Source organism: Micropruina sp. (assembly GCF_047602385.1).
Lineage (GTDB): Bacteria > Actinomycetota > Actinomycetes > Propionibacteriales > Propionibacteriaceae > Micropruina.
Window position 1 is genome coordinate 382,134 of sequence record NZ_JASGHL010000005.1, and the last position, 26,004, is coordinate 408,137.

Consider the following 26,004-nt stretch of genomic DNA (forward strand, 5'->3'; position numbering starts at 1 on the left):
TTCTGCCAACGTCCAGCCGTTTGCTTCAGTGCTCGTCGGGCTGGCTGATGTCCTCCGGGGTCCGGTCCGGACGCCAGCCGCGCCAGACGGGCATCCGGAGCCGTCCGGCCTGGGTCCAGACCCCGTAGCTGACCTCGCCGACCAGGACCGGTTCCACCCAGTGGGCGGTCTTGCGTTCGACGGCCGGGACGTCCTCGACCGGGGTCGACGGCGTCTCGATCTCGGAGAGCACGAGCTTGGTGTCCACCAGGCTCTTGTCGCTGAAGCCGGAGCCGACGCGTCCGACGTAGCTCAGCCGGTCGCCGTCCGGGACGGCCATCAGCAGCGCACCGATGGTGCGGGCCCGGGCATTCTCGCCGGGCAACCAGCCGATGATCACCACCTCCTGGGTGAGGACGTGCTTGATCTTCACCCAGGTGTGCGCCCGGCGTCCGGGCTGATAGATGCTGTCGGCCCGCTTGCCGACCACGCCTTCCAGGCCCAGTTCGGCGCTGATCGCCAGTGCCTCGTCGGCATCGGTGCCGAGTTGGGTACTGAGCTGGATCCGGGTGGTGCCGTCGCCGATCAGGTCGGCCAGCTGCCGCCGGCGTTCGCTGTACGGCTCATGCAGCAGCGACCGGCCGTCGAGGTGCAGCAGGTCGAAGGCCAGGTAGTGCGCCTCACCGCGGTGCAGCGCCCGGTTCTGCAGCCGCTCGAAGCTGGACCGGCCGGCATCGTCGAGCAGCACCACCTCGCCGTCCAGAACCGCGTCGTGGCCGGTGAGCAGCCGGCCCAGCTCGGCCAGTTCGGGGAACTCGCGGGTCAGGTCGAGTCCGCGCCGGCTGGTCAACGTGACCCCGCCGGCGGTGACCGCGGCGACCGCGCGGTAGCCGTCCCACTTCACCTCGAAGACCCAGCCCTCTCCGCGGACGTCCGCGGCCGTCCCCGCGCTGGCCAGCATCGGCGAGATCGACGGCAACTCGGAGGCACCGCTGGTCGAGTCCGTCTCGCTGGTCGAGCCTCCGGCGCCGGTCGAGCCCCCCTCGCTGGTCGAGCCCCCATCGCTGGACGAGACCTCCTCGCTGGTCGAGCTTGTCGAGACCCCGTCGTCGGCAGGCTCAGCCGCCGCAGGATCGGCCGCCGGCGCCATCAGGTGGATCAACCAGTTCTTCTCCTCGCCGCCCATCCGGGTGTGCAGCAGCGCAAACCGGCGCGGCTCCCCGCCCAGACCGCCGTCCGGACGGCCGGTGAGGGTGGCGATCACCTCTTTGCCGGCGCGCCACTTCTCGGCCTCGAAGGTGCCCGCGTCCCAGATCCGGACGTGCCCGCCGCCGTACTCACCGCGCGGGATGTCGCCCTCGAAGCTGCCGTACTCCAGCGGATGGTCCTCGGTCTGCACCGCGAGATGGTTGACCGCCTGGTCGGTGGGCGGACCCTTGGGGATCGCCCAGGACACCAGCACGCCGTCGTGCTCGAGTCGGAAGTCGTAGTGCAGCCGGCGCGCGTGATGCTCCTGGATGACGAACGAGTTGCCTTCCGGACGCGGTTGTGGCGCCGCCTCAGGCACCGGTTCGGGCGTCCGGTTCGCGTCCCGCATCGAGCGGTAGGTGCTCAGCCGGTCGGGAGCGACGTCGCTGGTGGAGCCGTCCGGGACCCCGTCCAATGCCGCCATCGGGTCGCCGAGGTCGGCGATCCGCTCCAGCACCTCATGGAAATCCAGCTGGCGCAGGCCGGCGTCGAGTTCGTCCCAGGTCCGCGGCGCCGCGACGCTCGGCTGCTCCCGTCCGCGCAGCGAATAGGGCGCGATGGTGGTCTTGGCCGCGTTGTTCTGGCTCCAGTCCAGCAGCACCTTGCCCGAGCGCAGCGCCTTCTTCATGTCGCTGACCACGAGATTCGGGTGCATCGCCTCCAGCGACCGGGCCAGCTCGCGGGCCCAGCCGGACGCCTCGTCCGACGACATCGAGCCGTCCAGCGCCGCGTAGAGGTGAATGCCCTTGCTGCCGCTGGTCACCGGCACCGAGGGGAAGCCGACGCCGTCCAGCACCTCGCGCAGCAGCTGCGCGACCTCCACGCACTTCTCCAGGCCGGCGCCCTCACCGGGGTCGAGGTCGATCACCAGCCGGTTCGGCGGCTGCGGCTGCTCGTCGCGCACGGTCCATTGCGGCACATGCAGTTCGAGCGCGGCCAGCTGGGCCAGCCAGACCAGCGTCGCGGCGTCGTCGATCAGCGGGTAGGTGTTGTCGCCCTCACTGTGCGCGATGGTGAACGTGCGTACCCATTCGGGCGTCGACTTGGGCTCCAGGTTCTTGTGGAAGAACGGGCGCTGCGGATGCTGCGGGGTGCCCACGCCGTTCGGCCAGCGCTTCCGCGTCGCCGGACGCGCTCGCGCGTGCGGCAGGAACACCGGTGCGACGGCCTGGTAGTAGGCGATCACCTCGCCCTTGGTGGTACCCGTTTGGGGGTAAAGCACCTTGTCGAGATTGGTCACCTTGACCAGGCGGCCATCGACCTCGATGTGCTGTGCCGGCTGCGCCATGGGGTCAGTCTCGCAGCCTGTCGGTGGGCTCTGGCAGGGTGTGCGGATGGGAACACTGCGAATCGTCCGGACACTGGAGCCGCGTGGGCCGGCCGGCGCCCTGATCCTGACCGACGACGAGGTGGCCGAGCTGGGCGGCGGCAAGCGGGCGGCCGTCCGGGTCCGGGTCGGCGAGCGGGAGGCCGCGATCCGGCTGGCCGTGATGGGTGGCGAGAACATGATCGGGATGAGCAAGGCGACCCGGGCCGCCCTCGGCGTCGAACTCGGCGAGCTGCTTGAAGCCACCATCACCGTGGACGACGCCCCGCGCGAGGTGGACGTGCCCGACGAGCTGGCGGCAGCCTTGGCGACGGACGCCGCGGCGTCCGCCTTCTTCGAGCAGCTGCCCTACACCGCACGCAAGGAGTTCGCCCTCTGGGTCTCCGACGCCAAGCGGGCAGACACCCGGCAGCGCCGCCTCGAGGAGACCCTCCGGCTGCTGCGGGAGGGTAAGCGGCGGTCCTGACCCGGCACCGCCGGACCGCATGGAAGACTCGTGCCATGCGGCGCCGCGACCGGGAGTTCGTCCGGGACTCCACCTGGGCAGCGGTGCCGGCGGTGCTGCTGGGACTGGCCGCGATCTTCCTGCTGGTCTTCTCCGGCCACCTGCTCGGCTACTTCCTGCTCGGCTGCGGGCTGTTCACCGCCTGGCTGTGTGACTTCACCTGGCTCTCCGAAGGCTTGCTGCCCGACCTGACCGCGGTGGCGTCCGGCATCGTCGTCCTGAGCCTGTCCGATCTGTCGGCCGACCTCTCCGATGCGGGCATGGTCCGATTCACCCTGGTGCTGACCGGTGCGCTGCTGGTGCCGTACGCGCTCGTCCGGTGGGTGTTTCGCCGCGAGCCGGTGCGCTTCCCGTGGGGCGGCTGGCGGTGGAACCGGGCGCAGTGGAGCTATCTGGTGGTGGTGATCGTCGCCGGCTACCTGATTCTGCCGTGGTACTTCCTGAGCACCGGCGTCTACCGCAACTGGCCGGCGATCCATGCCCCGGACGAGATCGCCCGGCTGTTCGTCGGGGTCAACGCCGTCGGCATCTGGGACGAGTTGTTCTTCATCTGCACCGTCTTCACCCTCTACCGCCGGCATTTCCCCTTGTGGCAGGCCAATGTTCTGCAAGCGATGATCTTCGTGGCGTTCCTGTGGGAACTCGGCTACCAGGCCTGGGGGCCGCTGCTGACCATCCCGTTCGCGCTGGTCCAGGGCGCCATCTTCCAGCTGACGAAGAATCTGGCCTACGTGATCACCGTCCATCTGTTGTTCGACCTGGTCGTGTTCGGGGTGCTCATCCACGGGCACAATCCGAGTTGGCCGACCATCTTCCTGACCTGAAAGGAATCCCCGTGACCTCGACCCAAGCGCTGCCCACCCGGCACGAAATCGGCGCCGGCGACGAACGCGTCCGGCTCGAAGCCGGCGGCTTGATCGTCGATCTGCTCACCATCGGGGCCGCCGTGTACCGGGTGATCGTCGACGGCCGCGACGTCGTCCTCGCCCACCCGAACGCCGCCGACCATGCCGACACGCTGTTCGGCCTCGGGCTGACCATCGGCCGATTCGCCAACCGGATCGGCGGGGCGCGCTTCACCCTGGACGGCACTGAGTACGCACTGCCGTCCAACGAGGGCGGAAACACCCTGCACGGCGGCCCGGACGGCTTCGGCCGCCGGTCCTGGGGGATCAGCGACACCGGTCCGGGCACCGTGGAGTTTGCGCTGACCAGTCCGGACGGCGACCAGGGCTTCCCCGGCGAGGTGTCGGTCCGGGTCCGCTACACCCTGACTCCGGACGAGCTGCGGATCGAGTACACCGCCACCAGCACCGCCCCGACCCCGATCAACCTGACCAATCACGCCTACCTGAACCCGGCCGGCGAGGCGACCGGGTCGTCCGATGAACTGCTGCTGACGGTGCACACCGACCAATGCCTGGAGGTGGACGACCGCCTGGTCCCGACCGGACGGCGGCTGGCCGCCGACCTGCGGCGCCCCCGCCGAGTAGCCGATGTCGCACCGCTGGACACCTGCTTCGTGGTGGACGGCGAAGCCGGCACCCTGCGTCCGCATGCCACGCTGGCGGCGTCCGACCTGGCCATCGACGTGCTCAGCGACCAGCCCGGCGTGCAGGTGTTCACCGCCGACGGGATGGCCGGCGTTCCCGGGCTGACCAGGGAATACGGGTCACGCGCCGGGGTCGCGCTGGAGACCCAGAACTTCCCGGACGCCCCGAACCACCCGGAGTTCCCGGATTCGATCGTTCGTCCGGGTGAGACCCAACGCACCACCACGGTGTGGCGTTTCCGCCGGGCGCGGGACTGAGTCCCCGGCCGATCAGGAAGCCTCGACGCTCGCAACCCGGACGCCGTTGTCGGCCAGCGCCATCATCGCCGCGCCGATCACCTCGGAACGCTTGCCCAGCTCGGATCGGACCACCTCCACCCGCGCGGCCGCGCTGGGAATCGCGTACTGGTGGATCATCTCGCCGATCGGTTTGAGCAGCACGTCGCCGGCGGTGCTCAACTCGCCACCGATGATCACCCGCTGCGGGTTGAGCAGATTCACCAGGTTGGTCACCGCCACCCCGATGTGGCGTCCGGTCTGGGCCAGCACCCGCCGGCACAGCGCGTCGCCGGCCTTGACCCGTTCCAGCACCTCGTCGAAGCTCGAGATCGGACCCAGCTGTGCCTCCAGCAGCCGGATCACCGCCGGCGTCGACACCACGGTCTCGAGGCAACCGCGGTTCCCGCAGCGGCAGAGCGCTCCGGTCTCGGCGCGCTGCAGGGTGTGGCCGAGTTCGCCGGCGATCCCGGTCACCCCGGCATACAGCGAGTTGTTGAGCATCAGCCCGGCCCCGAGACCCTCGGAGATCCAGATGTAGGCGAAGTGGTTCGCCCCACGTCCGGCCCCGCGGCGGGCCTCGCCGATGGCGCCGACGTTGGTGTCGTTGTGCACGCTGACATCGAAGCCGAGGACGTCGCGGGCGAGAGCGGCCGGGTCGATACCGCTCCAGCGCGGCTCGATCTCCATCGAGCCGACGCGTCCCGAACTGATGTCGACCGGGGCGGGCAGCGCCAGCGCGCCGCAGCGAACGTCCGCACGCTGTTTGCCGGCCGCGCTCAACACCCGGTCGACCAGCCGATCGAGCTCGGCCATCGACTCGACTGCGCTGAGACCGGCGGAGATCCGCATCCGCTCGTCGGCGAGCAGTTCGCCATTCAGGTCGGCCACGGCGACGGCCAGGTGCTGGCGTCCGTTGTCGAGGCCGACGACCACCCCCGGGGGCACCGCCAGTCGCACCAACTGCGTCCCACGGCCGGCGGACTGGCGCTCGAGGGTGAGTTCGCCGTCGGCGGCCAGTTCGTGGACCAGCCCGGACACCGTGGACGCCGCCAGCCCGGTGGCCCGGGACAGGTCGGCCTGAGAGAGCACGCCGTCGCGCGCGAGCGCGGACAGCACGCGACGGCGATTGGCCTGCCGCAGCGATCGCGGCGAGCCAGGTCCGGGCCGCGGCACTCCCTGCACGCCTGGGATGTTACGCGACCCCGCCATGCCGCAAGGCTAAACCGTTGTTATGCAGCCAGGAACATTGCCAGAACGGCCGTGTCGGCGTCCTCATTGGGGTCGAAACCGGCCCTGCTCACCATCCTGGCGATATTGCCGCGGCGGTCGGCCTCGACCCAGGCGGCGCGGTGCTCGAGTCCCAGGTGCGGAATACCGGGCAGCAGCACGCAGCCGGCAGCCACGTCGTCCTGCTCGGGCAGCGACGGGCGGATCTCGTGCGGCGGGTGCAGCACGATCAGCCCCGGCGGCTGGTGACTCGCGAACTGTCCGGGCAGCACGGCGCGCTCACCGAGCACCGGACCCTCGGCGAGGACGACGCCGACGGCCCCGGGCAGCGGTGAGTCGGGCAGTTCCTCACGGACCCGGAAGACGGTGCTGGTCTGCAGCAGGCCGGGGACGCCCGCCATCCGTACCGCGAGCAGCAAGAACCGGGCCCACTCGACGGTGCTCTCGGGCCAGCGGCCCGAGACCAGGAAGCCGCTCAGCAGCCCCTGAGCCTGCATCGGCGACACCTCGACCGACAGGTTGTCGTGTTCCAGCATGTCAACCTCCTGTTCGCGGGCCTTCCTGGTGGCGTCATCGTGCGGCACGAGGGTGTTGGCAGACAAGACCCCCCGAGTGCTAACCCCCGCCCTCGCCCGGGAGTGCGGTATGGAGGAAGGAGGACGGCGAGCTGGCCCTGATACTCGCGGGCGGACGGTTCTGGCTGACCGTCGACAGGACTTTTTACTGCTTTGATTGCCGTTTTCCATCATCCGACCGGCAACTTTGCACTCTGTGAAACGATGCTGGCGTTTCTCCTGTCCATCATGTGAGAATCTCTTATGACCACCGTCGCAACCATCGAAGTCTCGGAACTCACCCGCCACCCGGCGTGGCTCAGGATCAAGGCCGCCGCCGCATCGTTACAAACTGTGCAGGCCCCCGATGGATCCATCGAGGACGCCGCGCGGCACGACGACGCCCGCACCCTGGTGGAGGACCTGGTCGGCGGGATCGCAGAACTGGCGCCACACTTCCCGCACGACGCGTCCTATCTGGACGCCGTCCGGGACGACTTCCGGCGCTGGGCCGCCGAGGGCTTCGGCCAGCCCGACTTCTACGACTCGCTGATCGAGTTCCAGCCGCAACGGAACCGCGTCGACGGGCTCACCCATCTGGTGGTGTTCCCGATGTACACCCAGAACGGCTCCCGCAGCCGGCTGGTCGAGGCCGTCCTGGTCCAGGTGATCTGGCCCGACTTCGTCGCCGAGCTGGAGGCCGGCGACTACAGCAACAAGCTGTTCGTACCGATCCGCTTCCTCGACTTCACCGCCGGCTACGACACCAACTCGGCGGTGCTGTTCCCCGAAACCGTGGCGATGCGGCAGATCCCGACCTTCACCTGGGGAGCGATCTTCGCCGATCGCGAGGCGGCCCGGTTCCGCCGGGTGCTGCGCGCTGCGGTGGACGTCACCAAGCTCGAACTTCCGGCCGAGGCCGCCGAACTGCTCGACGACCAGACGCTGACCGAGCAGACCTTCGTGATGTGGGACCTGATCCACGACCGCACCCACATGCGCGGCGACCTGCCGTTCGACCCGTTCATGATCAAGCAGCGGATGCCGTTCTTCCTGTACTCGCTGGAAGAGCTGCGCTGCGACCTGACCGCTTTCCGCGAGTCGGTCGCCATCGACCGCCGGATCGCCGCGCTGGCCGAACCGACCACCGACGACCTCGAACTCGCCCACCACGCCCGGCTGGTCCAGTACTGCGTGATCTTCGACCGGATCTTCCGGTTCGCGATCACCGGCAACCGGGTCCGCAACTACGACGGTCTGGGCGGGCAGCTGTTGTTCGCCTGGCTGCATCAGCACCGCGTCCTGCACTGGACCGACACCCAGCTGGCCTTCGAGTGGGACCGCGTCCCGGACTGCGTCAACGAGCTCGGCGCCGCGATCGAGAACCTGTACTGGCGTTCGATCGACCGACCCAAGATCAGCCACTGGCTGGCCGCCTACGAGCTGGTGTCGGGCACCGTCGAGCCGCATCCCGCCTCCGCCTGGAAGGCCGGGGACCTGCCGCTGACCGGACTGCCGCGTGAGCTGACCGACAAGGTGATGGACGACGAGTTCCCGCTGAGCATGTTCTACGAGGCGTTCGAGAAGAAGATGCGCGACGTCATCGCCTCCACCTCGGGCATCACCGGGACGGCGGACTGATGCGAGTGGTGATCGCCGGCGCGGGCAGCCTGGCCGGCGCCGCCACGGCGTCCGCACTGCGCGAGCGGGGTCACGAAGTGATCGAGGTCGGGCCTGAACAGTGCGACCTGCGCGACTTCGCGGCGGTTCAGGCGCTGGCCGCCGAGCTCGGTGCCGTCGACGGGGTGATCCACCTGGTCGGCGGCTGGCGCGGCGGCGGTGGCCTGGCCGGGCAGAGCGACCAGGACTGGGACTGGCTGCAGACCATGATCGTCGGCACCCTGCGGAACACCACCCGGGCGTTCCTGGACGCCCTCGCCGCGTCGCCGGCCGGGGTGTTCGCGATCGTGTCCCAGACCGGGGTCGCGAAACCGACCGCCGGCAACGCCAACTACCTGGCTGCCAAGGCGGCCGCGGAGACCTGGCTGCTGGCGGTCGGCGACGCGCTGAAGAAGGGGGCCGGGCGGGTACACATCGAGCGGGTGCTGGCGCTGTATTCGGACCGTGACATCGAAGAGTCCCCCGACAAGGACTTCAGCCGGCAGACGCATGTCACCGAACTGGGCGCCCGGCTGGCCGCCCTCTGGGACTGACGGATCGCCGCTGGTCGAGCCTGTCGAGACCCCACGAGCCGGTGGTCGAGCCTGTCGAGACCCCACGAGCCGGTGGTCGAGCTCGTCGAGACCCCACCAGCCGGTGGTCGAGCCTGTCGAGACCCCTGCCACCGCGAGCCCCTGAGCGAACGAGTTCGACATCGACATGGAAGGATGACTCGGTGCAACTCCACGATCCCGGACGCCGGGGTTTCGCCAGCGACAACTATTCCGGCGTCCATCCCGACGTGCTGGAGGCGATCGCCCAAGCCAACGGCGGCCACCAGAGTTCCTACGGCGGCGACGTCTACACCGCCAGGCTGAACGATGTCCTCCGTGGACACTTCGGCGAGCGAGCCGAGACGTTCCCGGTATTCAACGGCACCGGCGCCAATGTCACCGCGCTGCAGAGCATGCTGCCGCGGTGGGGTGCGGTGGTGTGCGCGCAGAGCGCTCATATCAACGTGGACGAAGGTGGCGCCCCCGAGAAGATGGCGGGGCTGAAGCTGTATTCGATCCCCACTTCTGACGGCAAGCTCACGCCCGGGTTGATCGACACCGAGGCCCGCGGGTTCGGCGATGAGCACCGCGCGCAGCCGCTGGCCGTCTCGATCACCCAGTCCACCGAGCTGGGCACCCTGTACACCCCGGACGAGATCCGGGCCATCGCCGACCACGCCCACTCCCTCGGCATGACTGTGCACCTGGACGGCGCCCGGCTGAGCAACGCGGCCGCCGCGCTCGGCGTCGGCTTCGCCGCCTTCACCACCGAGGCCGGTGTCGACGTGCTCAGCCTGGGCGGCACCAAGAACGGTGCGATGGGGGCCGAGGCCGTCATCGTCCTCAACCCGGACACCTGCGCCGGGCTGACCTACCTGCGCAAGACCCACATGCAGCTGGCCAGCAAGATGCGGTTCGTCTCGGCCCAACTGGTCGCGCTGTACGACGGTGACCTGTGGCACCGCAATGCCGCCCACGCCAATGCGATGGCCGGCCGGCTGCGCGCCGCCGTGGCGGACATCCCCGGGGTGGACTTCTCCCAGCCCACCCAAGCCAACGGGGTCTTTGTCCGGTTGCCCGAGGGGGTCGCAGACGCCGTCCGTTCGGAGTTCTTCTTCTACGACTGGGACGCCGCCGCCCGCGAGGTGCGCTGGATGTGCTCCTTCGACACCACCGAGGACGACGTGGACGCCTTCGCCGCCCTGATCCGGGACGCGTCCGCCAGCTAGCCGCCGCCGGTAAACCCCTCCCTAACTACCTGTGCCCTCCCGCAGGTGGGAGGGCACAGGTAGTTAGGGAGGGGTTTTCGAGGTCGGCGGCGGGGGGTGAGTACCTCAGCCGATGTCGCGGGCCAGGTCGTCCACCCGTTCGGCACCGGGCAGCCCGAGCAGTCCGGACACGGGGATGAACAGCTTCGAGTGCCGGACGCCGGAGCCGATGCACACCCAGTCCCGGTCGGCGACCGCGCCGTCCACCCAGATCGGCCAGTCGGCCGGCAAGCCGACCGGATTGATCCCGCCGTACTCCATACCCGTCGCCTCGACCGCGAAATCCATCGGCGCAAACGATGCCTTGCGGGCGTTCAGCCGTCGCCGCACGACATTGTTCACGTCCACCCGGCGGTGCGCCAGCGTCATGCAGCAGGCATGCGAATCGACGCCGGCCCGGGTGCCGCGGACGATCACCGCGTTCGCGGAAGCGTCCATCGGGACGCCGTAATGCGCGCACAGATTCTCGGTGTCGGCATAGGCAGGATCGATCTCGGCGACCAGGGCCGAGGGGATCAGCCGGATCGCCGCTCGGACGGGTGCGGCCAGCAGGTCCGGGCGGTCAGCCGCCGGTACGGCGTCGAGAGTGCCGAAGACATCAGACATGGCGTCCATCCTGCACCAGTCGAGGGAGCCTCTGGACGCGCGCCGAACCGGGCGACGCCGGCGCCCGCATGGCGATAGCGTCGGGATCCCCCGATGCTTTGGAGGCCGGATGCCCGAAACCTCGCCGAATCGACCCGCGCGTCGCCCCGGAGGCTTCTCGCTGACCCGGTTCGTCGTCCTGATCCCGGCGCTGGGCATGCTGCTCGGCGCGGTGACGCTCACCGTCGTCGGCGCCATCGAGGTGGGCCAGACGATCCTCAGTGCCTTCGGCGGGCATCCCGAGGCGAAGGACTTCGTGATCGCCTTCGTCGAGATCGCCGACGTCTTCCTGCTCGCGGTCGTGCTCTTCATCATCGCGATCGGGCTCTACGAACTGTTCATCGACGAGATCCCCGGACTGCCCGCGTGGCTGGTGTTCCACTCCCTCGACGACCTGAAGTCCCAGCTGATCGGCGTCGTGGTCGTCGTGCTGGGCGTGTTCTTCCTCGGTCGCGCGCTGCACGGCGACGACGCGCTCAACCTGCTGTACCTCGGCGGCGGCATCGCCGCGGTCACCGCGGCCCTGTCGCTGTTCCTGCGCGCCAAACACTGAGCCGGCCTGGTCGGCCAGACTGGTCCGCATGACGATTGACCATCGCGCCCTCGCCGAGGCCTACCCGGTGCTCGGCCTGCGGATCGTCGCCGGGCCGATCGAGCTTCTCCGGGATGGATGACGACACCCTGATCGCGCTGGCGAACCTGGCCGCCGACGGCGTCCACGGCGAGGACGAGATGCCGTTCCTGCAGCCGTGGACGCGGACGCCCGCCGAGCGCTTTCAGCAGCAGTACCTGCAACATCACTGGGGCGTTCGGTCCCGGTTCTCGGCGGACGCCTGGGACCTCGACCTGGCCGTCCGCCATCACGGGGAACTGGTCGGCACCCAGGGGGTGGCCACCCGGAGCTTCCTGGCCACCCGCACCGGCGAGACCGGCTCGTGGCTCGGACGCCGGTTCCAGGGCCGCGGCATCGGCACCGTGATGCGCCAGACGCTGTGCGCCTTCCTGTTCGATCATCTCGGTTTCGAGCAGATCACCTCGTCGGCGTTCGCCGACAACCCGGCCTCGAACCAGGTCAGTCAGAAGGTCGGCTACCGCCTCAACGGCGTCCAGCGGGTGCCCAGGAACGACACCTGGGTCAGTTCCAACGAGTACCTGCTCACCCCGGACACCCTGGTCCGCGGGCCGGCGCTGACCGTGACCGGAGCAGAGCCCGTCCGCAAGCTGATCGGACTGGAGTGATCCCCCGCGGGTCCGGCAGTGACGTAACCGTGAAGCGGAGTGGGCCCAAACGTCACCACCAGGACCAGACCACGCAAGGGTCTCGACAAGCTCGACCAACGGTGCATGAGCGGGTCTCGACAACCTCGACCAACGGTGCTTGAGCGGGTCTCGACAAGCTCGACCAACGGCGAGATCAGCCGGCGAGTTCGGCGTCCAGCAGGGCCAGCTCGCGCTCGAACCGGTCACGCAACGCAGCCTTCTCCGGCGCCGGAAGCCAGCAGGCGTCCACTCCGGCGAGCGCCATCTGCCGTAGCCGCGGGTACGGCACGGCTAGGTCGTCGGCGAGGATGCCGTACTCGGCGGCCAGGGTGGTCGGGAACATCGCGGGGTCGTCGGACGCCGCGATCACGTTCAGCCCGGCGTCCAGCATGGCGGCGATGGATGCCCGCCGCCACGGCCGCCAGGAACGCCGCGACGTCGTCGAGATCACCGTCAGCGGGGTCTGCTGGCTGCGCAGCCGCTTCACCACCGCGTCGTCCTGCAGCACGAAGTACCCGTGGTCGATCCGGTCGCAGCCGAGCAGATCCAGGCAGGTGATGGTGTTCGCCGCGCCCGGGACATGTTCCGAGGAGTGCGCCGTCCGGCCCAGCCCGGCTGCACCCGCCAGCCGGTAGGCGTCCGCAAAGCGTTCGGGAGGTCCTACGGTTTCCAGATTGTCCAGCCCGATCCCGGCCAGGTACTGGTGCGGATGGTCCACCACGGTGCGCACCCAGGCCAGCGCCTGCTCGGCGCTGCGGCTGCGGTCGATCGCCGCGATCAGCCGTCCGGACATGCCGAAGTCCCGCTCGGCGAGCCGGATGCCCTCGGCGTAGGCGTCAATCAGCGCCGGGTAGCCGAGCCGGGCCAGCCGTCCGCGCGGCTCGTCGATGAACAGCTCGAGGTGCCGGGTGGCGCTGGAGGTGTGCGCGTCGGCGAACGCCTCATAGACGATCCGGGTCAGGTCGTCGGCGTCGCGCAGCACCTGCGTCACCCAGCCGGACAGCTGGAACAGCGAGTAGGAGACCGCCGGCTCATCCGCGGAACGTCCTTGCGGCACCGGGATCCGGGTGTCGCGGTACAACTCGGGGTCGGGCGGCAGCGAGTTGCAGTCGGCGTAGACCCGCTCCGGGGTGTCCGGCAAGGCAAGGTGCTCGCGACGGGCGAGTTCGGCGAACGTGGACGCCCCCACCGCCCCGATCAGGTGGCAATGCAGGTCGACCTTGGGTAGCCGGGAGATGATGCCGGCGTCGATCATGACGCTCCTTGGTGGGTCAGCTGTGTCGGCCGAGCTTGTCGAGGCCTTGGACGGTCGGGACGCCGCCAAGGGTTTCGACAAGCTCAACCAACCGCGAGGGCCGCACCGGAATCGTCCGGCGCGGCCCCGTCGGGGTGGTCTCGACGAGCGCCACCGGCGCCGGTCAGCTGCCGGTGACCTCGCGCGCGAACCGGTCGGCCAGGGTCTTGAACTCGGACGCCGCCTTCACCGCGTCGATGGTCGAGTAGCCCGCCTTGGTCGGGTCCGGGACGGCTCCTCCGAGCATCTTGGCGAACGACTCCGGCACGCTCACCTTGGTGTTCACCGGCAGGTCGTTGTAACCCTTCAGCGCGGCGGCCTGGGCGTCGGCACTCAACAGGTAGTCGATGAAGGCATAGGCGCTGTCGGTGTTCTTGGCGCCGACCGGGATCATCGCCCGGTTGGTGGCCAGGTAGGCGCCCTTGCCCGGAACTGCGAAGGCGAAGTTGGAGTCCTTGCCGATCAGGTCGGCGGCGAAGCCGCTGATCGAGGCGGCGGCGACGATCTCGCCCTGAGTCATCAGGTTCGACACCTCGGTGGTCGAGGCGTAGAACTTCAACACCCCGGGCTTCCACTTGGCCAGCTTGCCGAGCGCGGTGTCGTAGTCGAAGGGTCCGCTGCCGTAGGTGGTGCCGAGGCCCGAGACGGTCAGCTGGCCGGAGGTTGCGCTGATGTCCGGCAGCGCGACCTTGCCGGCCACCGCCGACTCACCGAACAGGTCCCAGGAGGCCGCGTCCTTCGCGGACACCTTGCGCTTGTCGTAGACGATGCCGTTGAGCTGATAGGTGGTCGCCGGGCCGTAGATGTCGGAGCCCTTGGCGAAGTCGGCGACCTCGGCCAGGGCCGGCAGCTTGGCCGCGTCGACCTTCTCGAAGAGCTTGTCGGTCTGCCCCTGGGCGGCGAAGTTGTCGGTGATCACCATCACGTCGACCCCGGCGCTGTTCTCGGTCGCCTTGAGCTCGTTGAGCCGCTCGGCGTTCTTGCCGGTGACCACCTCGACCTTGATCCCGGTCTTGGCCTCGAACGGCTTCACCACCGCCTCGGTGAAGCCTTCGACGCCGAAACTGAAGGTGGACACCTTCAGCGTCTTGGTCGAAGCCGTGGATCCCGCCGGTGCGGCGCTGCCTCCGCAGCCGGTCAGTGCCAATGCGGCGGCGGCAACCGCTGCCGCGATCGCCGCCATTGTGGTGCGAGCCATGTCGGTACCTTTCGAAGGTTCGAGGGTTTCTGAAACTGTGGGAGTCCGCGCCGGATCAGCCGGCGAGCACGATCAGGTGCTCGGGCGCGATGCTGAGCTGGACGGTCTGGCCGGGTGCATAGGTTCCGGCGGCGACACCGCGGACGTCGGAGACCAGCCGGACCCGTTCGCCGGACGGATCGGTCACCTCGCTGGTGACCAGCAGGTCGACGCCTCGGTAGGCGACGTCGGTGATCGTCGCCTGCAGCCGGACGGCATCACCGGCGACATCGCCCAGGTGCAGCCGCTCCGGGCGGATCGCGGCACGCTGCCCGTCGGCCAGGGTGAGGAAGTTCTCGTAGCCGAGGAATTCCGCGACGAACCGGCTGGCCGGCGCGCTGAACACCGCCTGCGGCGTCCCGGCCTGTTCGATCGTGCCGGCCCGCATCACCACCATCTGGTCGGAGAGTTCCAGCGCCTCGTCCTGATCGTGGGTGACCAGCACGACGCACAGCCCGGTCTCGGCCTGGATGCGGCGCAACTCGGCACGCATCTCGACGCGCAGCCGGGCGTCAAGCGCCGACAGCGGCTCGTCGAGCAGCAGCAGTCGCGGCCGGATCGCGATCGCCCGGGCCAGCGCGACCCGCTGCTGCTGACCGCCGGACATCTTCCGCGGCCGCTTGTCGGCGTGCGCGGTGAGGCCAACCAGTTCCAGCGCCTCGTCCACCCGCGTGCGTCGTTCGGCGAGCGGCACCTTGCGCAGCTTGAGCCCATAGCCGACGTTGTCGCGGACGGTCATGTGCGGGAAGAGTGCGTACTGCTGAAAGACCATGCCGAGGCCGCGTTTCTCCGGCGGCAGCCGGGTGCACTCCTCGCCGTCGATGAAGATCTGCCCGGACGTCGGCTTGCCGAAGCCGGCCAGCATCCGCAGCGAGGTGGTCTTGCCGCAGCCGCTCGGCCCGAGCAGGGTGGTCAGCTTGCCGTGCTCGATGTCCAGAGAGATGTCGTCGACGGCGACCACGTCGCCGAAGGTCTGGGTGACGTTGACGAACTGGGCTGCGGGGACGGTCATTTGTTGATCCCTCCGAAGATCTGGGCGAAGCCGACGGTCCGCTCGGCGATGAACGCGATCACCACGGTGCCGGCCAGCACGATGGTCGACATGGCGGCGATCATCGGATCGATGCCCTGGGAGACGTAGTCGAGCATCTCGATCGGCAGCGTGGTGCTGCCCTTGGTCAGCAGCAGCGACAGCGGGACGTTGTTGAACGAGGTGATGAACGACAGCAGCGCCGCCGAGAAGATGCCGGGCCGCAGCATCGGCAGGGTGACATCGAAGAAGGCCCGCACCGGGGACGCGCCGAGCATCCGGGCAGCCTCCTCGGCCTGGCCGTCCAGGTTGGCCAGCGCGGCACCGGTGACCCGAACGGCGTAGGGCAGCATCAAGATGGTGTGACCGAGGATCAGCACCGGCAGGTAGTTCTGCAGCCGCAGCGGGATCGCCAGCTGCTGGTAGAGCGCGGCGCCCAGCACCAGCTCGGGGATGATCAGCGGCGAGAAGAACACGTTCTGGATCGCCGCCTTGGCCGGGATGTTGCTTCTGGCCAGGGCCAGTGCCGCCGGCACCCCGAGCGCCAGGCCGAGGAAGGTCGCCACCACGGCGACGATCAGGCTGGTCAGCAGCGCGCTGATGAACCGCTCGTGGCCGAGCGCGGCGGCGAACCAGCGCAGCGAGACGGCGTCCGGCGGGAAGGTCAGCGTGTCGCCGGCGTTGAACGAGATGGCCACGACGAAGAAGATCGGCACGATCATCACCGAGTAACCGATGACCGCCAGGATGAGAGCGACCGGATGACGATTCTTCACTGCGTCCTCCCCAGTCGTCCGGCCGCGCTGGACAGCGTGGCCACGCCGAACACCAGGATCGTCATCACCAGCGCGACGGCACCCGCCATCGTCCAGTCGACGTTGGTGTCGGTGTAGTAGAAGAGCTGCGTCGAGAGCATCTTGTCGCTGGACCCGCCGAGCAGGAACGGCGTGGTGTACGCGGTCACCGAGCCGGCGAAGACCAGGGTGGCGGCCACGATCACCCCCGGCAGCGACAGCGGGACGACGACGCTCCAGAAGGTGCGCAGCGGTCCGGCGCCGAGGCTGCGGGCCGCCTCGTCGAGGGTGGCGTCCACTTGGGCGATCGCCGAGTAGCTGGAGATGATGGCCAGCGGCAGGAACAGCTGGATCAGGCCGAGCACGATGGCGAACTCGCTGGCCAGCAGTTGCGGCGGCGTCTCGACCAGGTGCGACCCGGTCAGCAACCGGCCGAGCACTCCCTGGGAGCCGAGCACCACCAGCCAGCCGAAGGTCCGCACCACGTTGCTGAGGAGCAGCGGGAAGATCGCCAGCGCCAGCCACAGGCCGACCCAGCGCGAGGCGCTGCGGGCCAGCATGTACGCGATCGGAAAGCCCATCGCGACGCACAGCCCGGTGACCACCAGGCCGATCCACACCGTCCGCCACAGGATGCTCAGCATGAACGGATCGGTGAAGAAGCTGCCGAAGGCGGCCATCACCTCCGCCGGCCCGGAGCGCCGCGGGAAGAACAGCATGCTGACCGCGGGGACGATCAGGCCAACCACCAGGATGATCAGGCCGGGCACGAGGAGCAGGACGGCACGGCTTCTCATCGAGCTCCCTCCTGGATGACGCCGAGACCGGGTCATCCTGCAATCGTTTGCATTCGGACGCAGGAAAGCTATCCCATGCATGCGGCGACCGGTACCGTCTCGGGTAACGATTACGAGACGGCGCCCTCCTTCGGCCGGGCTCCGGGTCGCCGAGAGTAAGCCAGGACGCCCGAGGGGCGCGCGGGGAGGAGTGCCGTGGCCACCCTGTCGGACGTCGCGGCCCGGGTCGGCGTCTCCAAGGCAACGGTCTCCCGAGCGCTCAGCCGTCCGGAGTTGGTGGCGCCGGCCACCGCCGAGCGGATCCGGCAGGTCGCCGACGAACTCAACTTCGCGGTGAACCGTGCCGCCCGAGGGCTGGTCACCGGCCGCACCGGCGTGATCGCCCTCGTCGTGCCGACCCTCGACAACCTGTTCTTCACGCCGATCATCGTCGGCGCTCAGCGCCGGGCGGCGGCGCAGCAGCGACACCTCACCATCACCGCCAACCCGTTGATCAGCCAGGACGAGGTGCGTGACCTGGAGCGGTTCGCCCGCCAGGTGGACGGCCTGATCCTGGCCGCTCCGCTCGGTGCGGACGACCACATCCGGCAGCTGTGCCGGGTTCGCCCGACCGTGCTGGTCGACCGCGAGATCGCCGGCGTCCGCTCGGTCATCGCCGATGCCGCCACGGCGTTCGGACGGCTGGCCGGGCATCTGGTCGAGGCCGGTCATCGCCGGGTCGCCTACCTGGGCGGACCGCGCGGATCCTGGCAGGACGCCCAGCGCAGCCGGTCGATCGCCGAGCAGGCCGCGGGCCGGGCCGAACTGACCGCGCTGGGCCCGGTGCCACCCACCTTCGCCGCCGGGGCCGGGGCCGCCGACGACGTCCTCACCAGTGCGGCGACCGCGGTGATCCCCTACGCCACCCAGGTCGGGCTGGGCCTGATCTTCGCGCTCCGGGCCCGCGGCGTCGCCGTCCCGGACGATCTGGTGGTGACCACCGAGAGCGTCGTCACCGCCGCGCTCGGCGACACGCGCACCCCGGCGATCGACGTGGACGGCAGCGAGCTCGGCGCCGCCGCGATGGAATTGCTGGCCGAGGAACTGGACGCCGCCGGCCCGGCCGCCGCTCGCACGCTGCGGCTACCGGTCCGGGTCACCCTGCCGTGACCGTCGCGGCTCGAATCGCATCGGCCCCGGTTTCGCGGCTTCGACAAGGAGTTTCGGCGCCACGATGAGCAGCAGGCGAATCCGGGTGGCGGTCAGCCGGATCAGTAGTAGTACGGAAACCGGGACCAGTCCGGACGCCGCTTCTCCAGGAACGCGTCCCGGCCTTCGACCGCCTCGTCGGTCATGTAGGCCAGCCGGGTGCTCTCGCCGGCGAACACCTGCTGGCCGATCAGGCCGTCGTCGATGGCGTTGAAGGCGAACTTCAGCATCCGCTGCGCGGTCGGCGACTTGCCGCAGACCAGCGCGGCCCACTCCAGGCCGACGGTCTCGAGCTCGTCGTGCGGCACCACCTTGTTCACCGTGCCCATCTCGTAGGCCCGCTGGGCGTCGTAGGTCTGGCCGAGGAAGAAGATCTCCCGAGCCACCTTCTGGCCGACCTGGCGGGCCAGGTAGGCCGAACCGAAACCAGCGTCGAAGGAGCCGACATCGGCGTCGGTCTGCTTGAACCGGGCGTGCTCGGCGGACGCCAGGGTCAGGTCGCAGACCACGTGCAGGGAGTGGCCGCCGCCGGCCGCCCAGCCGTTGACCAGGGCGATCACCACCTTGGGCATGAACCGGATCAGCCGCTGCACCTCGAGGATGTGCAGGCGTCCGCCCTCGGCCTGCGCGCGACCGGCGTCGACGGTGTCCGAGGTCTCCCCCGCGGCGTACTGGTAGCCGGAGCGCCCGCGGATCCGCTGGTCGCCGCCCGAGCAGAACGCCCAGCCGCCGTCCTTGGCCGACGGACCGTTGCCGGTCAGCAGCACGCAGCCGATCCCGGACGCCTGCCGCGCGTGATCGAGGGCTGCGTACAGCTCGTCGACGGTGTGCGGCCGGAAAGCGTTGCGCACCTCGGGACGGTCGAAGGCGATCCGCACCGCGGGCACGTCCCGAGCCTGGTGGTAGGTGATGTCGGTGAAGGAGAAGCCGGGGACCTCGTCCCACAGTTCCGGACGCCACGGGCTGGTCATGGGCTCAACCTATCGCCGGCGGCCGGCTACCAGTTCGGTCCCGGCTTCATCACGTCGGTGAAGATGCCGTCCACCCCGAGCCGCAGGCAGCGCTGCCGCTGGACGGCCTTGTTCACCGTCCACACCCGGACCAGGAAGCCGGCCCGGTGCGCCCGGGTGACGAAGCCCGGCACCATCAGCACGTGCCGCGGCGGGTGTACCGCCTGGACGTCCAGCTCGCGGAAGTACCGCCAGGGCTCGCGCAGCATGCCGTCGTGGACCGCGGCCAACTCGCCCGTCCAGCCGCGCTCGCGCAACCGTTGCAGCGAGTAGTGGTTGAACGACGACAGCACCACCCGGGCGCCGAGCCCGCGCTGGTGGACCAGGCCCAGCACCTTGCCCTCGAGGCCCTTGTACGGCTTGACGCTGTTCTTCAGTTCGATGTTGATCCGCTGACTGCCGGCGGCCAGCAGGTCGAGCACCTCGGCCAGCGTCGGGATCCGGGTGAGCATCGGGTCGGCCTTCGGTTTGAGCAGCGAGCGGAGCTTCTGCAACTGGTCCAGGGTGAATCCGGACACCCAGCCGGTGCCGTCGTGGGTGCGGTCCACCTTCTCGTCGTGGATCACCACCGGCACGCCGTCGGAGGTGAGCTGCACGTCGAGTTCGACGCCGTCCGCGCCGGCTTCCATCGCGGCGGTGAACGCGGCGATCGTGTTCTCCGGCTGCCGCGCACTCGCGCCACGGTGTGCCCAGATCTCCATCGTCACGCCCTTTCGATCGCCCGGATCAGCCTGTCCCGGACGAGGTCCGTCGTCGTCTCGACATAGTCCCTGGTCAGGTGATGCTGGTCCATCCACACTCTCACATTCCCGATGGTGGGCACGCAGAGCCGCTCGGGACACACCAGCCCGGACAGGTCGAGGGCGTTCAGCCCCTTGACCCGCTTGGCCAGCGGCGCCAGCGGGTCGGGCGTGGTCAGGATCGGATGGGCGGACTCGCACGGGGCGTCGTCGGGTTTCCGGGCAGCCTCGCACTGGCTCAGCCCCGGATCGGTCCGCGGGGTGTCACGCATCACCAGCACGACGCGTCCCGGCCGCAGGTGCTCCTGCAGCGTGTCCAGCCCGGCTTCGAGCACCTCTTCGCCGTCCAACGACGACCGGGTGCCGAGGGTGATCAACAGGCCGGGGGCGAGCGGCTCGATCGCGTCGAAGACGTCCGGCCAGAAGTCCGCGCACTTTTCGGACTCGTTGCCGGGGTCGCCGGGCGGCGCCAGGTAGCAGTTCTGTTCGTAGATCAGCAGCACCTGCCAGCCGCGTTCCCGGCCGATCGCGCGGATCGCGGTGGCCCACTGCTGCACGTGCGAGTTGCCGGCCAGCAGCACCCGGGTGACGCCCTCGGGCACGGTCAGCGGCAGTTCGGACGCCGAGGTCACCCCGCCGGCGCCGGCGTCGTCGAGGCTCGGATCGGTCAGCACCTGGCATTGCTGCTGGGCCCGGGTGGGCAGCCTCCAGGCGGCCGGGCAGGCGGGACCGGCCAGTGCCCACTGGTAGGGGATGTCGGCGATGGTGGGGATCGGCGGCACGGTCGGAGTGGGTGCGCGGAAGGACGGGTCGAGCACCCGCGCCCCGGGATGCTGGGCCAGCGCGTACTGCCGGGCCTGCTCGGCCTGCGCCTGTTGTTCCACTTTCGCCCGCTCGGCCTGGGCGCTGAGCAGCTGCCGCCAGCCCGTCACCGTGCCCAGCACCAGCGCGATGCACAACCCCACCAGGACGGCGTCGCGCCACGGCCGCCAGGACGCCGTCCGCCGGCGCAGCGGCACCTCGATCAGCCGGTGCAGCGCGACCGCCAACAGCAGCGACACCGCGATGATGACGCCGCCGGCGAGCAGATCGGGCTGGCTGCTCTCGCTCGCTACCACGTAGCCGATCAGGATCGGCCAGTGCACCAGGTACAGGGCGTAGGACGCGTTGCCGAGCCCGGCCAGCCAGGGGTGGCCGAGCAGCCGTCCGACGCCGCGGCGTCCGGGATCGTCGCCGACCAGCACCAGGACGGCGGCGGCGCTCAGCGGCAGCAGCGCGATCCAGCCCGGGAAGGCGTTGCGCACGTTCACCACCACGCCGACCAGCAGCACCGCCGCGAGCGCCGCCCAGCCGGCCACCGTGCGCCAGCGGGCACCGGGGACGCCGAGCGCCCCGGCGCGTCCGGCGAACAGGGCCAGCAGCGAGCCGAGGGCGAACTCCCACAGCCGCGCCCGGGTGTCGAAATAGGCGAACGCCTGGTCGGTGGCGGTGATCCACACCGACCAGGCCAGCGAGGCGACGAAGATCGCTCCGAACACCCAGCCGAGCAGCCGGCGTCCGGAGAGTTGGGGACGGTAACGGACGAGCAACGCGACGGCCGCGAAGATCAGCGGCCAGGCCAGGAAGACGGTGCCCTGGATCGACAACGACCAGAAATGCTGCAGCGGGATCGGCGCTCCGCCGTAATAGTTGACGTCATTGGCGGCGAGCCACCAGTTCTGCAGGTACAACGCGCTGGCGATCGCCTGCTGCTGCACGTCGGGCCAGATCGCGATCGGCAGCAGCCATTGAGCGGTGGCCACCACCGCCACGATGGTCAGGGTGGCCAGCGGCACGATCCGGGCGAAGGTGCGGGTCCAGTAGCCGACCAGGGCCAGCGGCCGACCCTCGTCGAGTTTGCGGGCGAACGAGGCGGTCAGGAAGTAGGCCGAGAGTGCGAGGAAGATGTCGACGCCGCCGGAGACCCGGTCGAGCCAGACGTGGTAGACCACGACCAGTAGGACCGCGACGAATCGCAGGCCCTGGATGTCGGCGCGGAGCGGCCGGGCACGGGTGGCGCTGGTCATGGGTCGGTCAGTGTAGACCGGCTGGCTGTCCGCGGTTCACCTGGCGTCCGCCGGGACTGTCCGAGCCCGGGCGTAGGGTCAAAGCCATGACTACCCGTGAACCGAGCGAGGTCGACGCCCTCGCCGACGCCTACACGCTGGCCCGCGCCGAACTCGACCCGGTCTTCGCCACCGAGATCGGGCTCACCGGCTACGACCACCGGATGAGCGAGGCCGACCCCGACTTCTACCTCGCCGAGGACGCCCTGAACGCCGACACCCTGGCCAAGCTGGACGCGGCGGCACCCCGAGACGCCGTCGACCGGGTCACCATCGCGGCGATGCGGGAGCGGCTCGGGCTGGCTCGGGAGTTGCACGCCGCCGGTGAGCAGTTCCGGGACCTGAACAACATCGCCTCCCCGCTGCAGGGCTTCCGCGACGTGTTCGACGTGATGCCCACCGACACCGACGAGCACTGGTCGAACATCGCCTCCCGGCTGGCCGGCGTGCCCCGGGCCGTGGACGGCTACCTGGCCTGCCTGCGCGAAGGCGTCCGGCGCGGCGAGATCCCGCCGGCGCTGCAGGTGCAGGAAGGGATCAGCCATGCCGCCGAACTGGCCGAGCCGGCAACGTCGTTCTTCACCACCTTCCATCGCGGAGCCACGAGCTCAGACGCCCTGAGCGGCGACCTGGAGCGGGCCGGTGCCGCGGCCGCCGAGGCCTACGGCACGCTGACGCAGTTCCTGCGCGACCTGGCCGCGGACGCGCCCGCGGCCGACGCCGCCGGCCGGGACCGTTACCAGTTGTGGTCGCGGTACTTCCTGGGCGCCACCGTCGACCTCGACGAGACCTACGAGTGGGGGCTGGAGGAACTCGATCGGGTCGCCGCCGAGCAGGACGCCGTGGTCGAAGCGATCGCCGGGCCGGGAGCCTCGATCGAGGACGCGGTCGCCGTCCTCGACGCCGACCCGGCTCGCCGGCTGACCGGCACCGACGCGTTGCGGGCCTGGATGCAGGAGACCGCGGACGAGGCCGTCCGGGAACTCGGCGGCGTCCACTTCGACATTCCGCGCGAGGTGCAGCGGATCGAGTGCATGATCGCCCCGACCCAGAACGGCGGCATCTACTACACCGGCCCCTCCGACGACTTCTCCCGGCCCGGCCGGATGTGGTGGTCGGTGCCGCCCGGCGTGGAGACCTTCAACACCTGGCGCGAGAAGACCACCGTCTATCACGAGGGGGTCCCCGGCCATCACCTGCAGATCGGCCAGGCGGTCTACAACCGGGCCGAGCTGAACCTGTGGCGGCGGCTGGTCTGCTGGATCTCCGGGCACGGCGAGGGCTGGGCGCTGTACGCCGAACGGCTGATGGAGGAGTTCGGCTACATGGACGACCTGGGCGACAAGCTGGGCCTGCTCGACGGCCAGCGGATGCGCGCCACCCGGGTGGTGCTCGACATCGGCGTCCACCTCGGCAAGCCGGCGCCGAAGCGCTGGGGCGGTGGCACCTGGGACGCCGAGAAGGCCTGGGAGCTGCTGCGCGCCAACGTCAACATGGACGCCAAATTCCTCCGCTTCGAGCTGAACCGCTACCTCGGCTGGCCGGGCCAGGCGCCGTCCTACAAGATCGGCCAGCGACTCTGGGAGCAGTTGCGCGCCGAGGCGTCCGCGCAGGCCGGCGAGGCGTTCTCGCTGAAGGACTTCCACGCCGAAGCCCTGAACCTGGGTGCGCTGCCGCTCGGTGTGCTGCGGGACGCGGTACTGGCCGACTGACCCTGATCGGCTGGGGGTCCGCTCGTCCACCTCCGCGCTCCCCTAGGGAAGCGCGGGGCTGGGCCGCGACGGGTCAGCGGTCGAGCCAGGTGGCGAACGCCTCGGTGTCGTACGGACGGCCGAGGAAGTCGGCGACCAGATCGGCGGCGTCCTTGCTGCCGCCCGGAGCCAGCACGGCGTCCCGGTAGCGCGCCGCCACGCCGGGCTCGAGCAGGTTGCCCGGATCGAAGGCGCTGAACAGGTCCTTGGCGATGACCAGGCTCCACATGTAGGTGTAGTAGCCCGAGGTGTAGCCGGCAAGGTGACCGAAGCCGGCATAGAAATGGGTGTCGGGCAGCGGCTTGACCAGGCTGTACTCGTCGTACAGCCGAAGCATCAGCGCGGTCGGATCGACCGGTCGCTCAAGGTGGAACCGGTAGGCCAGCGCCGCGTAGAACATCTGGGTACGCGCCATGAAGCCCTTGCCGAACTCCTCCGCCGCCTTCAACCGGGCGACAAGTTCGGACGGGATCGGCTGCCCGTCCGCGTCGGTGGCGAACAACTGCAGGACGCCGGCGTCCCAGGCCCACTCCTCGAGCAGCTGGCTGGGTGCTTCGACGAAGTCCCATTCGGTGGCCACCCCGGAGAACCGCACCCAGTTCTGTGCGCCGCCGAGCAGGTGGTGGATCAGGTGCCCGAACTCGTGGAAGAGCGTCACCACATCGCGGTGCTCCATCAAGCCGCGGGGGAAGTTGCAGACCAGCACACCTTCGGGCAGCTGCCGGTCGCGAACGCCGGCGACCAGGTCGAACTGCGCGGCGTGGTTGTACTTGCGGTCGCGCGGATGCAGGTCGAGGTGAATCCGTCCGATCGTCTCCTCGCTGTCGGCGAAGCCCACGTCATAGCTGGTCACGTCGAGATGCCAGGGGCGCACGACGCTGTCGTCGACCGCGGTGAAGCGCAGCCCGAACAGCTGGCCGGTGATCTGCAGCAGACCGTCGTGCACCTTCCCGAAGTCGAAGTAGCGGCGGACCTCGTGGGCGTCGACGCCGTACTGCTCGCGTTTGACCAGCTCGCAGAAGTGCCGCCAGTTGGACGCGTCGATGACCGCCTCGCCCTCGGCGGCCGCCCGGGCCTCCAGGATCGCGATCTCGCGGGCACCGGCCGGCCCGGCCTCGGCGCTGACGGTGTCGATGAAGGTCGCGATGGCCTCGCCGGAGCCGATCATCTTGACCTCGGCGTCGTAGTCGGGCCAACCGGAGTAACCCAGCAGCGTGGCCAGCTCGTGCCGGGTCTGCAGCAACTCGGACAACACCGAGTCGTTGTCGGGGTAGGCGATGCCGAACATGGTCGTGGCGACGGCACGCCGGGCCTCGGCATCGGTGCAGAAGGTGAGGAAGGGCAGCACGTCGGGGTAGTCGGTGGAGACCACCACCAGCCCGTCCGCGTCGGCGGGATGGTCCGCCACATAGTCCTCGGGCAGGCTGGCGAGCGCGCTCACCGGCACCCTGGTCTCGCGACGGCCGTCCCTGATGTTGCGTGAGAACGCCTGGCTGAGCTCGGTCAGCCGGGCCTCGAGCTGCCGTACCTGCTCGCGGACGTCGTCGCCCCGGTCGACGCCGGAGCGGCGGAAGGCCTGCAGCGCCTTGGCCAGCATCCGGCGTCCGTCGTCGTCGAGGGTGTCGGGCGCGACCGAGCTGAGGGCACGGAACACCTCCGTGTCCAGATGCAGGTCGGTGGAGAATTTCTGCACCTCGACCTCGATCTGCTCGGCCCGCTCGATCACGTCCGCGTCGGGATGCACCGACGACAGCAGTTCGGCCACCCCGCCGGCGTTCCGCAGCGCGATCGCGGCGTCGTTCCACAGCTGCAGGATGCGCAGGCTGCCCGGTTGGGTGCCGACTAGGGCTGCGACACTGGTTCGCGCCGCATCGAGTTGACCTCCACCGCGTTCGTCGAGCCAGGTGAGCCAGTCGTCGGCCGGCAGTGCCAGCGGTGTCAAAGCCATGCCGGGCACATTACGGGCTCCCTGCGACACTTCAAAGAAACGCCGCCCGGACG

General features: G+C 69.7%; 23 protein-coding genes. 10 read left to right on the forward strand and 13 right to left on the reverse strand.

Annotated features, from left to right (window positions below; all coding sequences use genetic code 11):
- Positions 1 to 25: 25 nt before the first annotated feature.
- Positions 26 to 2,515, reverse strand: a complete 2,490-nt coding sequence (locus tag QM711_RS17315) for an ATP-dependent DNA ligase (RefSeq protein WP_415101616.1) — start codon at positions 2,513 to 2,515, stop codon at positions 26 to 28.
- 46 nt (positions 2,516 to 2,561) lie between these two features.
- Here QM711_RS17315 and QM711_RS17320 point away from each other — a divergent pair, with 46 nt between their 5' ends.
- The 3 genes from QM711_RS17320 to QM711_RS17330 are packed head-to-tail and all read left to right on the forward strand — an operon-like array spanning position 2,562 to position 4,869.
- Positions 2,562 to 3,020, forward strand: coding sequence for a YdeI/OmpD-associated family protein (locus QM711_RS17320; RefSeq protein WP_415101618.1), 459 nt, complete (start codon positions 2,562 to 2,564; stop codon positions 3,018 to 3,020).
- A gap of 35 nt (positions 3,021 to 3,055) precedes the next feature.
- On the forward strand, positions 3,056 to 3,883 hold the full coding sequence (locus QM711_RS17325; protein ID WP_415101620.1) for a type II CAAX prenyl endopeptidase Rce1 family protein: 828 nt from the start codon (positions 3,056 to 3,058) through the stop codon (positions 3,881 to 3,883).
- An 11-nt stretch (positions 3,884 to 3,894) separates the two neighbouring features.
- Positions 3,895 to 4,869: an aldose epimerase family protein gene (locus QM711_RS17330; RefSeq protein WP_415101622.1), complete on the forward strand. Its 975-nt coding sequence runs from the start codon at positions 3,895 to 3,897 to the stop codon at positions 4,867 to 4,869.
- A 12-nt stretch (positions 4,870 to 4,881) separates the two neighbouring features.
- On the opposite strand, the gene QM711_RS17335 is transcribed toward QM711_RS17330, so the two are convergent.
- The gene (locus tag QM711_RS17335) at positions 4,882 to 6,099 is read right to left on the reverse strand and encodes an ROK family transcriptional regulator (RefSeq protein ID WP_415101624.1); all 1,218 of its coding nucleotides are present in this window, start codon (positions 6,097 to 6,099) and stop codon (positions 4,882 to 4,884) included.
- 20 nt (positions 6,100 to 6,119) lie between these two features.
- Positions 6,120 to 6,653 (reverse strand): peptidase, encoded by a 534-nt coding sequence (locus QM711_RS17340; RefSeq protein ID WP_415101626.1) that lies wholly within the window; start codon positions 6,651 to 6,653, stop codon positions 6,120 to 6,122.
- Positions 6,654 to 6,935: 282 nt separating this feature from the next.
- On the opposite strand from QM711_RS17340, the gene QM711_RS17345 reads away from it, so the two are divergent.
- The 3 genes from QM711_RS17345 (at position 6,936) to QM711_RS17355 (ending at position 10,113) form a co-directional block, all read left to right on the forward strand.
- A complete protein-coding gene (locus QM711_RS17345) occupies positions 6,936 to 8,312 on the forward strand; it encodes a DUF6421 family protein (RefSeq protein WP_415101628.1) in 1,377 nt (458 codons plus the stop codon).
- Positions 8,312 to 8,884 (forward strand): SDR family NAD(P)-dependent oxidoreductase, encoded by a 573-nt coding sequence (locus tag QM711_RS17350; protein ID WP_415101630.1) that lies wholly within the window; start codon positions 8,312 to 8,314, stop codon positions 8,882 to 8,884. The genes QM711_RS17345 and QM711_RS17350 overlap by 1 nt, the downstream gene beginning before the upstream one ends.
- A 182-nt stretch (positions 8,885 to 9,066) precedes the next feature.
- Positions 9,067 to 10,113: a threonine aldolase family protein gene (locus tag QM711_RS17355; RefSeq protein WP_415101632.1), complete on the forward strand. Its 1,047-nt coding sequence runs from the start codon at positions 9,067 to 9,069 to the stop codon at positions 10,111 to 10,113.
- Positions 10,114 to 10,218: 105 nt separating this feature from the next.
- Here the strand turns inward: QM711_RS17355 and QM711_RS17360 are convergent, their stop codons facing one another.
- Positions 10,219 to 10,767, reverse strand: coding sequence for a YbaK/EbsC family protein (locus QM711_RS17360; RefSeq protein ID WP_415101634.1), 549 nt, complete (start codon positions 10,765 to 10,767; stop codon positions 10,219 to 10,221).
- A gap of 100 nt (positions 10,768 to 10,867) precedes the next feature.
- Between QM711_RS17360 and QM711_RS17365 the strand changes: the two genes are divergently transcribed.
- Together QM711_RS17365 and QM711_RS17370 are read left to right on the forward strand one after the other, a co-directional pair.
- Positions 10,868 to 11,350, forward strand: a complete 483-nt coding sequence (locus QM711_RS17365) for a YqhA family protein (protein WP_415101636.1) — start codon at positions 10,868 to 10,870, stop codon at positions 11,348 to 11,350.
- Between the two features lie 113 nt (positions 11,351 to 11,463).
- On the forward strand, positions 11,464 to 12,036 hold the full coding sequence (locus QM711_RS17370; RefSeq protein WP_415101638.1) for a GNAT family N-acetyltransferase: 573 nt from the start codon (positions 11,464 to 11,466) through the stop codon (positions 12,034 to 12,036).
- A gap of 175 nt (positions 12,037 to 12,211) precedes the next feature.
- Here the strand turns inward: QM711_RS17370 and QM711_RS17375 are convergent, their stop codons facing one another.
- The 5 genes from QM711_RS17375 to QM711_RS17395 form a co-directional block, all read right to left on the reverse strand.
- A complete protein-coding gene (locus QM711_RS17375) occupies positions 12,212 to 13,312 on the reverse strand; it encodes an adenosine deaminase family protein (protein WP_415101640.1) in 1,101 nt (366 codons plus the stop codon).
- A 163-nt stretch (positions 13,313 to 13,475) separates the two neighbouring features.
- Complete coding sequence (locus tag QM711_RS17380) at positions 13,476 to 14,549, reverse strand: extracellular solute-binding protein (protein WP_415101642.1); 1,074 nt, start codon at positions 14,547 to 14,549, stop codon at positions 13,476 to 13,478.
- 55 nt (positions 14,550 to 14,604) lie between these two features.
- Positions 14,605 to 15,600: an ABC transporter ATP-binding protein gene (locus QM711_RS17385; protein ID WP_415101644.1), complete on the reverse strand. Its 996-nt coding sequence runs from the start codon at positions 15,598 to 15,600 to the stop codon at positions 14,605 to 14,607.
- Positions 15,597 to 16,394, reverse strand: coding sequence for an ABC transporter permease (locus QM711_RS17390; protein ID WP_415101646.1), 798 nt, complete (start codon positions 16,392 to 16,394; stop codon positions 15,597 to 15,599). Before QM711_RS17390 ends, QM711_RS17385 begins: the two co-directional genes overlap by 4 nt.
- Positions 16,391 to 17,209 carry an ABC transporter permease gene (locus QM711_RS17395; RefSeq protein WP_415101648.1) on the reverse strand — a complete coding sequence of 273 codons (819 nt, stop codon included), beginning with the start codon at positions 17,207 to 17,209 and terminating at the stop codon, positions 16,391 to 16,393. Before QM711_RS17395 ends, QM711_RS17390 begins: the two co-directional genes overlap by 4 nt.
- A 195-nt stretch (positions 17,210 to 17,404) precedes the next feature.
- Here QM711_RS17395 and QM711_RS17400 point away from each other — a divergent pair, with 195 nt between their 5' ends.
- Positions 17,405 to 18,358: a LacI family DNA-binding transcriptional regulator gene (locus QM711_RS17400; protein WP_415101650.1), complete on the forward strand. Its 954-nt coding sequence runs from the start codon at positions 17,405 to 17,407 to the stop codon at positions 18,356 to 18,358.
- 101 nt (positions 18,359 to 18,459) lie between these two features.
- Here QM711_RS17400 and QM711_RS17405 read toward each other — a convergent pair whose 3' ends face one another.
- From QM711_RS17405 to QM711_RS17415, 3 genes are read right to left on the reverse strand one after another with little or no spacing between them, the layout of a single operon-like run.
- Positions 18,460 to 19,368 carry a 1,4-dihydroxy-2-naphthoyl-CoA synthase gene (locus tag QM711_RS17405; RefSeq protein ID WP_415101652.1) on the reverse strand — a complete coding sequence of 303 codons (909 nt, stop codon included), beginning with the start codon at positions 19,366 to 19,368 and terminating at the stop codon, positions 18,460 to 18,462.
- 26 nt (positions 19,369 to 19,394) lie between these two features.
- A complete protein-coding gene (locus tag QM711_RS17410) occupies positions 19,395 to 20,108 on the reverse strand; it encodes a glycerophosphodiester phosphodiesterase (protein ID WP_415101654.1) in 714 nt (237 codons plus the stop codon).
- Positions 20,109 to 20,110: 2 nt separating this feature from the next.
- Positions 20,111 to 22,213, reverse strand: a complete 2,103-nt coding sequence (locus QM711_RS17415; protein WP_415101656.1) for an acyltransferase family protein — start codon at positions 22,211 to 22,213, stop codon at positions 20,111 to 20,113.
- 86 nt (positions 22,214 to 22,299) lie between these two features.
- Between QM711_RS17415 and QM711_RS17420 the strand changes: the two genes are divergently transcribed.
- Entirely contained in the window at positions 22,300 to 23,964 is a 1,665-nt protein-coding gene (locus QM711_RS17420) for a DUF885 domain-containing protein (RefSeq protein WP_415101658.1), read from the forward strand.
- 73 nt (positions 23,965 to 24,037) lie between these two features.
- On the opposite strand, the gene QM711_RS17425 is transcribed toward QM711_RS17420, so the two are convergent.
- Positions 24,038 to 25,951 (reverse strand): M3 family metallopeptidase, encoded by a 1,914-nt coding sequence (locus QM711_RS17425; RefSeq protein ID WP_415101660.1) that lies wholly within the window; start codon positions 25,949 to 25,951, stop codon positions 24,038 to 24,040.
- Positions 25,952 to 26,004: the final 53 nt, after the last annotated feature.

Coding starts and splice junctions, on each gene's coding strand:
- QM711_RS17315 (WP_415101616.1), bottom strand. CDS start 2,515: ATGGCGCAGCCGGCACAGCACATCGAGGTCGATGGCCGCCTGGTCAAG.
- QM711_RS17320 (WP_415101618.1), top strand. CDS start 2,562: ATGGGAACACTGCGAATCGTCCGGACACTGGAGCCGCGTGGGCCGGCC.
- QM711_RS17325 (WP_415101620.1), top strand. CDS start 3,056: ATGCGGCGCCGCGACCGGGAGTTCGTCCGGGACTCCACCTGGGCAGCG.
- QM711_RS17335 (WP_415101624.1), bottom strand. CDS start 6,099: ATGGCGGGGTCGCGTAACATCCCAGGCGTGCAGGGAGTGCCGCGGCCC.
- QM711_RS17340 (WP_415101626.1), bottom strand. CDS start 6,653: ATGCTGGAACACGACAACCTGTCGGTCGAGGTGTCGCCGATGCAGGCT.
- QM711_RS17345 (WP_415101628.1), top strand. CDS start 6,936: ATGACCACCGTCGCAACCATCGAAGTCTCGGAACTCACCCGCCACCCG.
- QM711_RS17350 (WP_415101630.1), top strand. CDS start 8,312: ATGCGAGTGGTGATCGCCGGCGCGGGCAGCCTGGCCGGCGCCGCCACG.
- QM711_RS17360 (WP_415101634.1), bottom strand. CDS start 10,767: ATGGACGCCATGTCTGATGTCTTCGGCACTCTCGACGCCGTACCGGCG.
- QM711_RS17365 (WP_415101636.1), top strand. CDS start 10,868: ATGCCCGAAACCTCGCCGAATCGACCCGCGCGTCGCCCCGGAGGCTTC.
- QM711_RS17370 (WP_415101638.1), top strand. CDS start 11,464: ATGGATGACGACACCCTGATCGCGCTGGCGAACCTGGCCGCCGACGGC.
- QM711_RS17375 (WP_415101640.1), bottom strand. CDS start 13,312: ATGATCGACGCCGGCATCATCTCCCGGCTACCCAAGGTCGACCTGCAT.
- QM711_RS17380 (WP_415101642.1), bottom strand. CDS start 14,549: ATGGCTCGCACCACAATGGCGGCGATCGCGGCAGCGGTTGCCGCCGCC.
- QM711_RS17385 (WP_415101644.1), bottom strand. CDS start 15,600: ATGACCGTCCCCGCAGCCCAGTTCGTCAACGTCACCCAGACCTTCGGC.
- QM711_RS17395 (WP_415101648.1), bottom strand. CDS start 17,209: ATGAGAAGCCGTGCCGTCCTGCTCCTCGTGCCCGGCCTGATCATCCTG.
- QM711_RS17405 (WP_415101652.1), bottom strand. CDS start 19,368: ATGACCAGCCCGTGGCGTCCGGAACTGTGGGACGAGGTCCCCGGCTTC.
- QM711_RS17410 (WP_415101654.1), bottom strand. CDS start 20,108: ATGGAGATCTGGGCACACCGTGGCGCGAGTGCGCGGCAGCCGGAGAAC.
- QM711_RS17415 (WP_415101656.1), bottom strand. CDS start 22,213: ATGACCAGCGCCACCCGTGCCCGGCCGCTCCGCGCCGACATCCAGGGC.
- QM711_RS17420 (WP_415101658.1), top strand. CDS start 22,300: ATGACTACCCGTGAACCGAGCGAGGTCGACGCCCTCGCCGACGCCTAC.
- QM711_RS17425 (WP_415101660.1), bottom strand. CDS start 25,951: ATGGCTTTGACACCGCTGGCACTGCCGGCCGACGACTGGCTCACCTGG.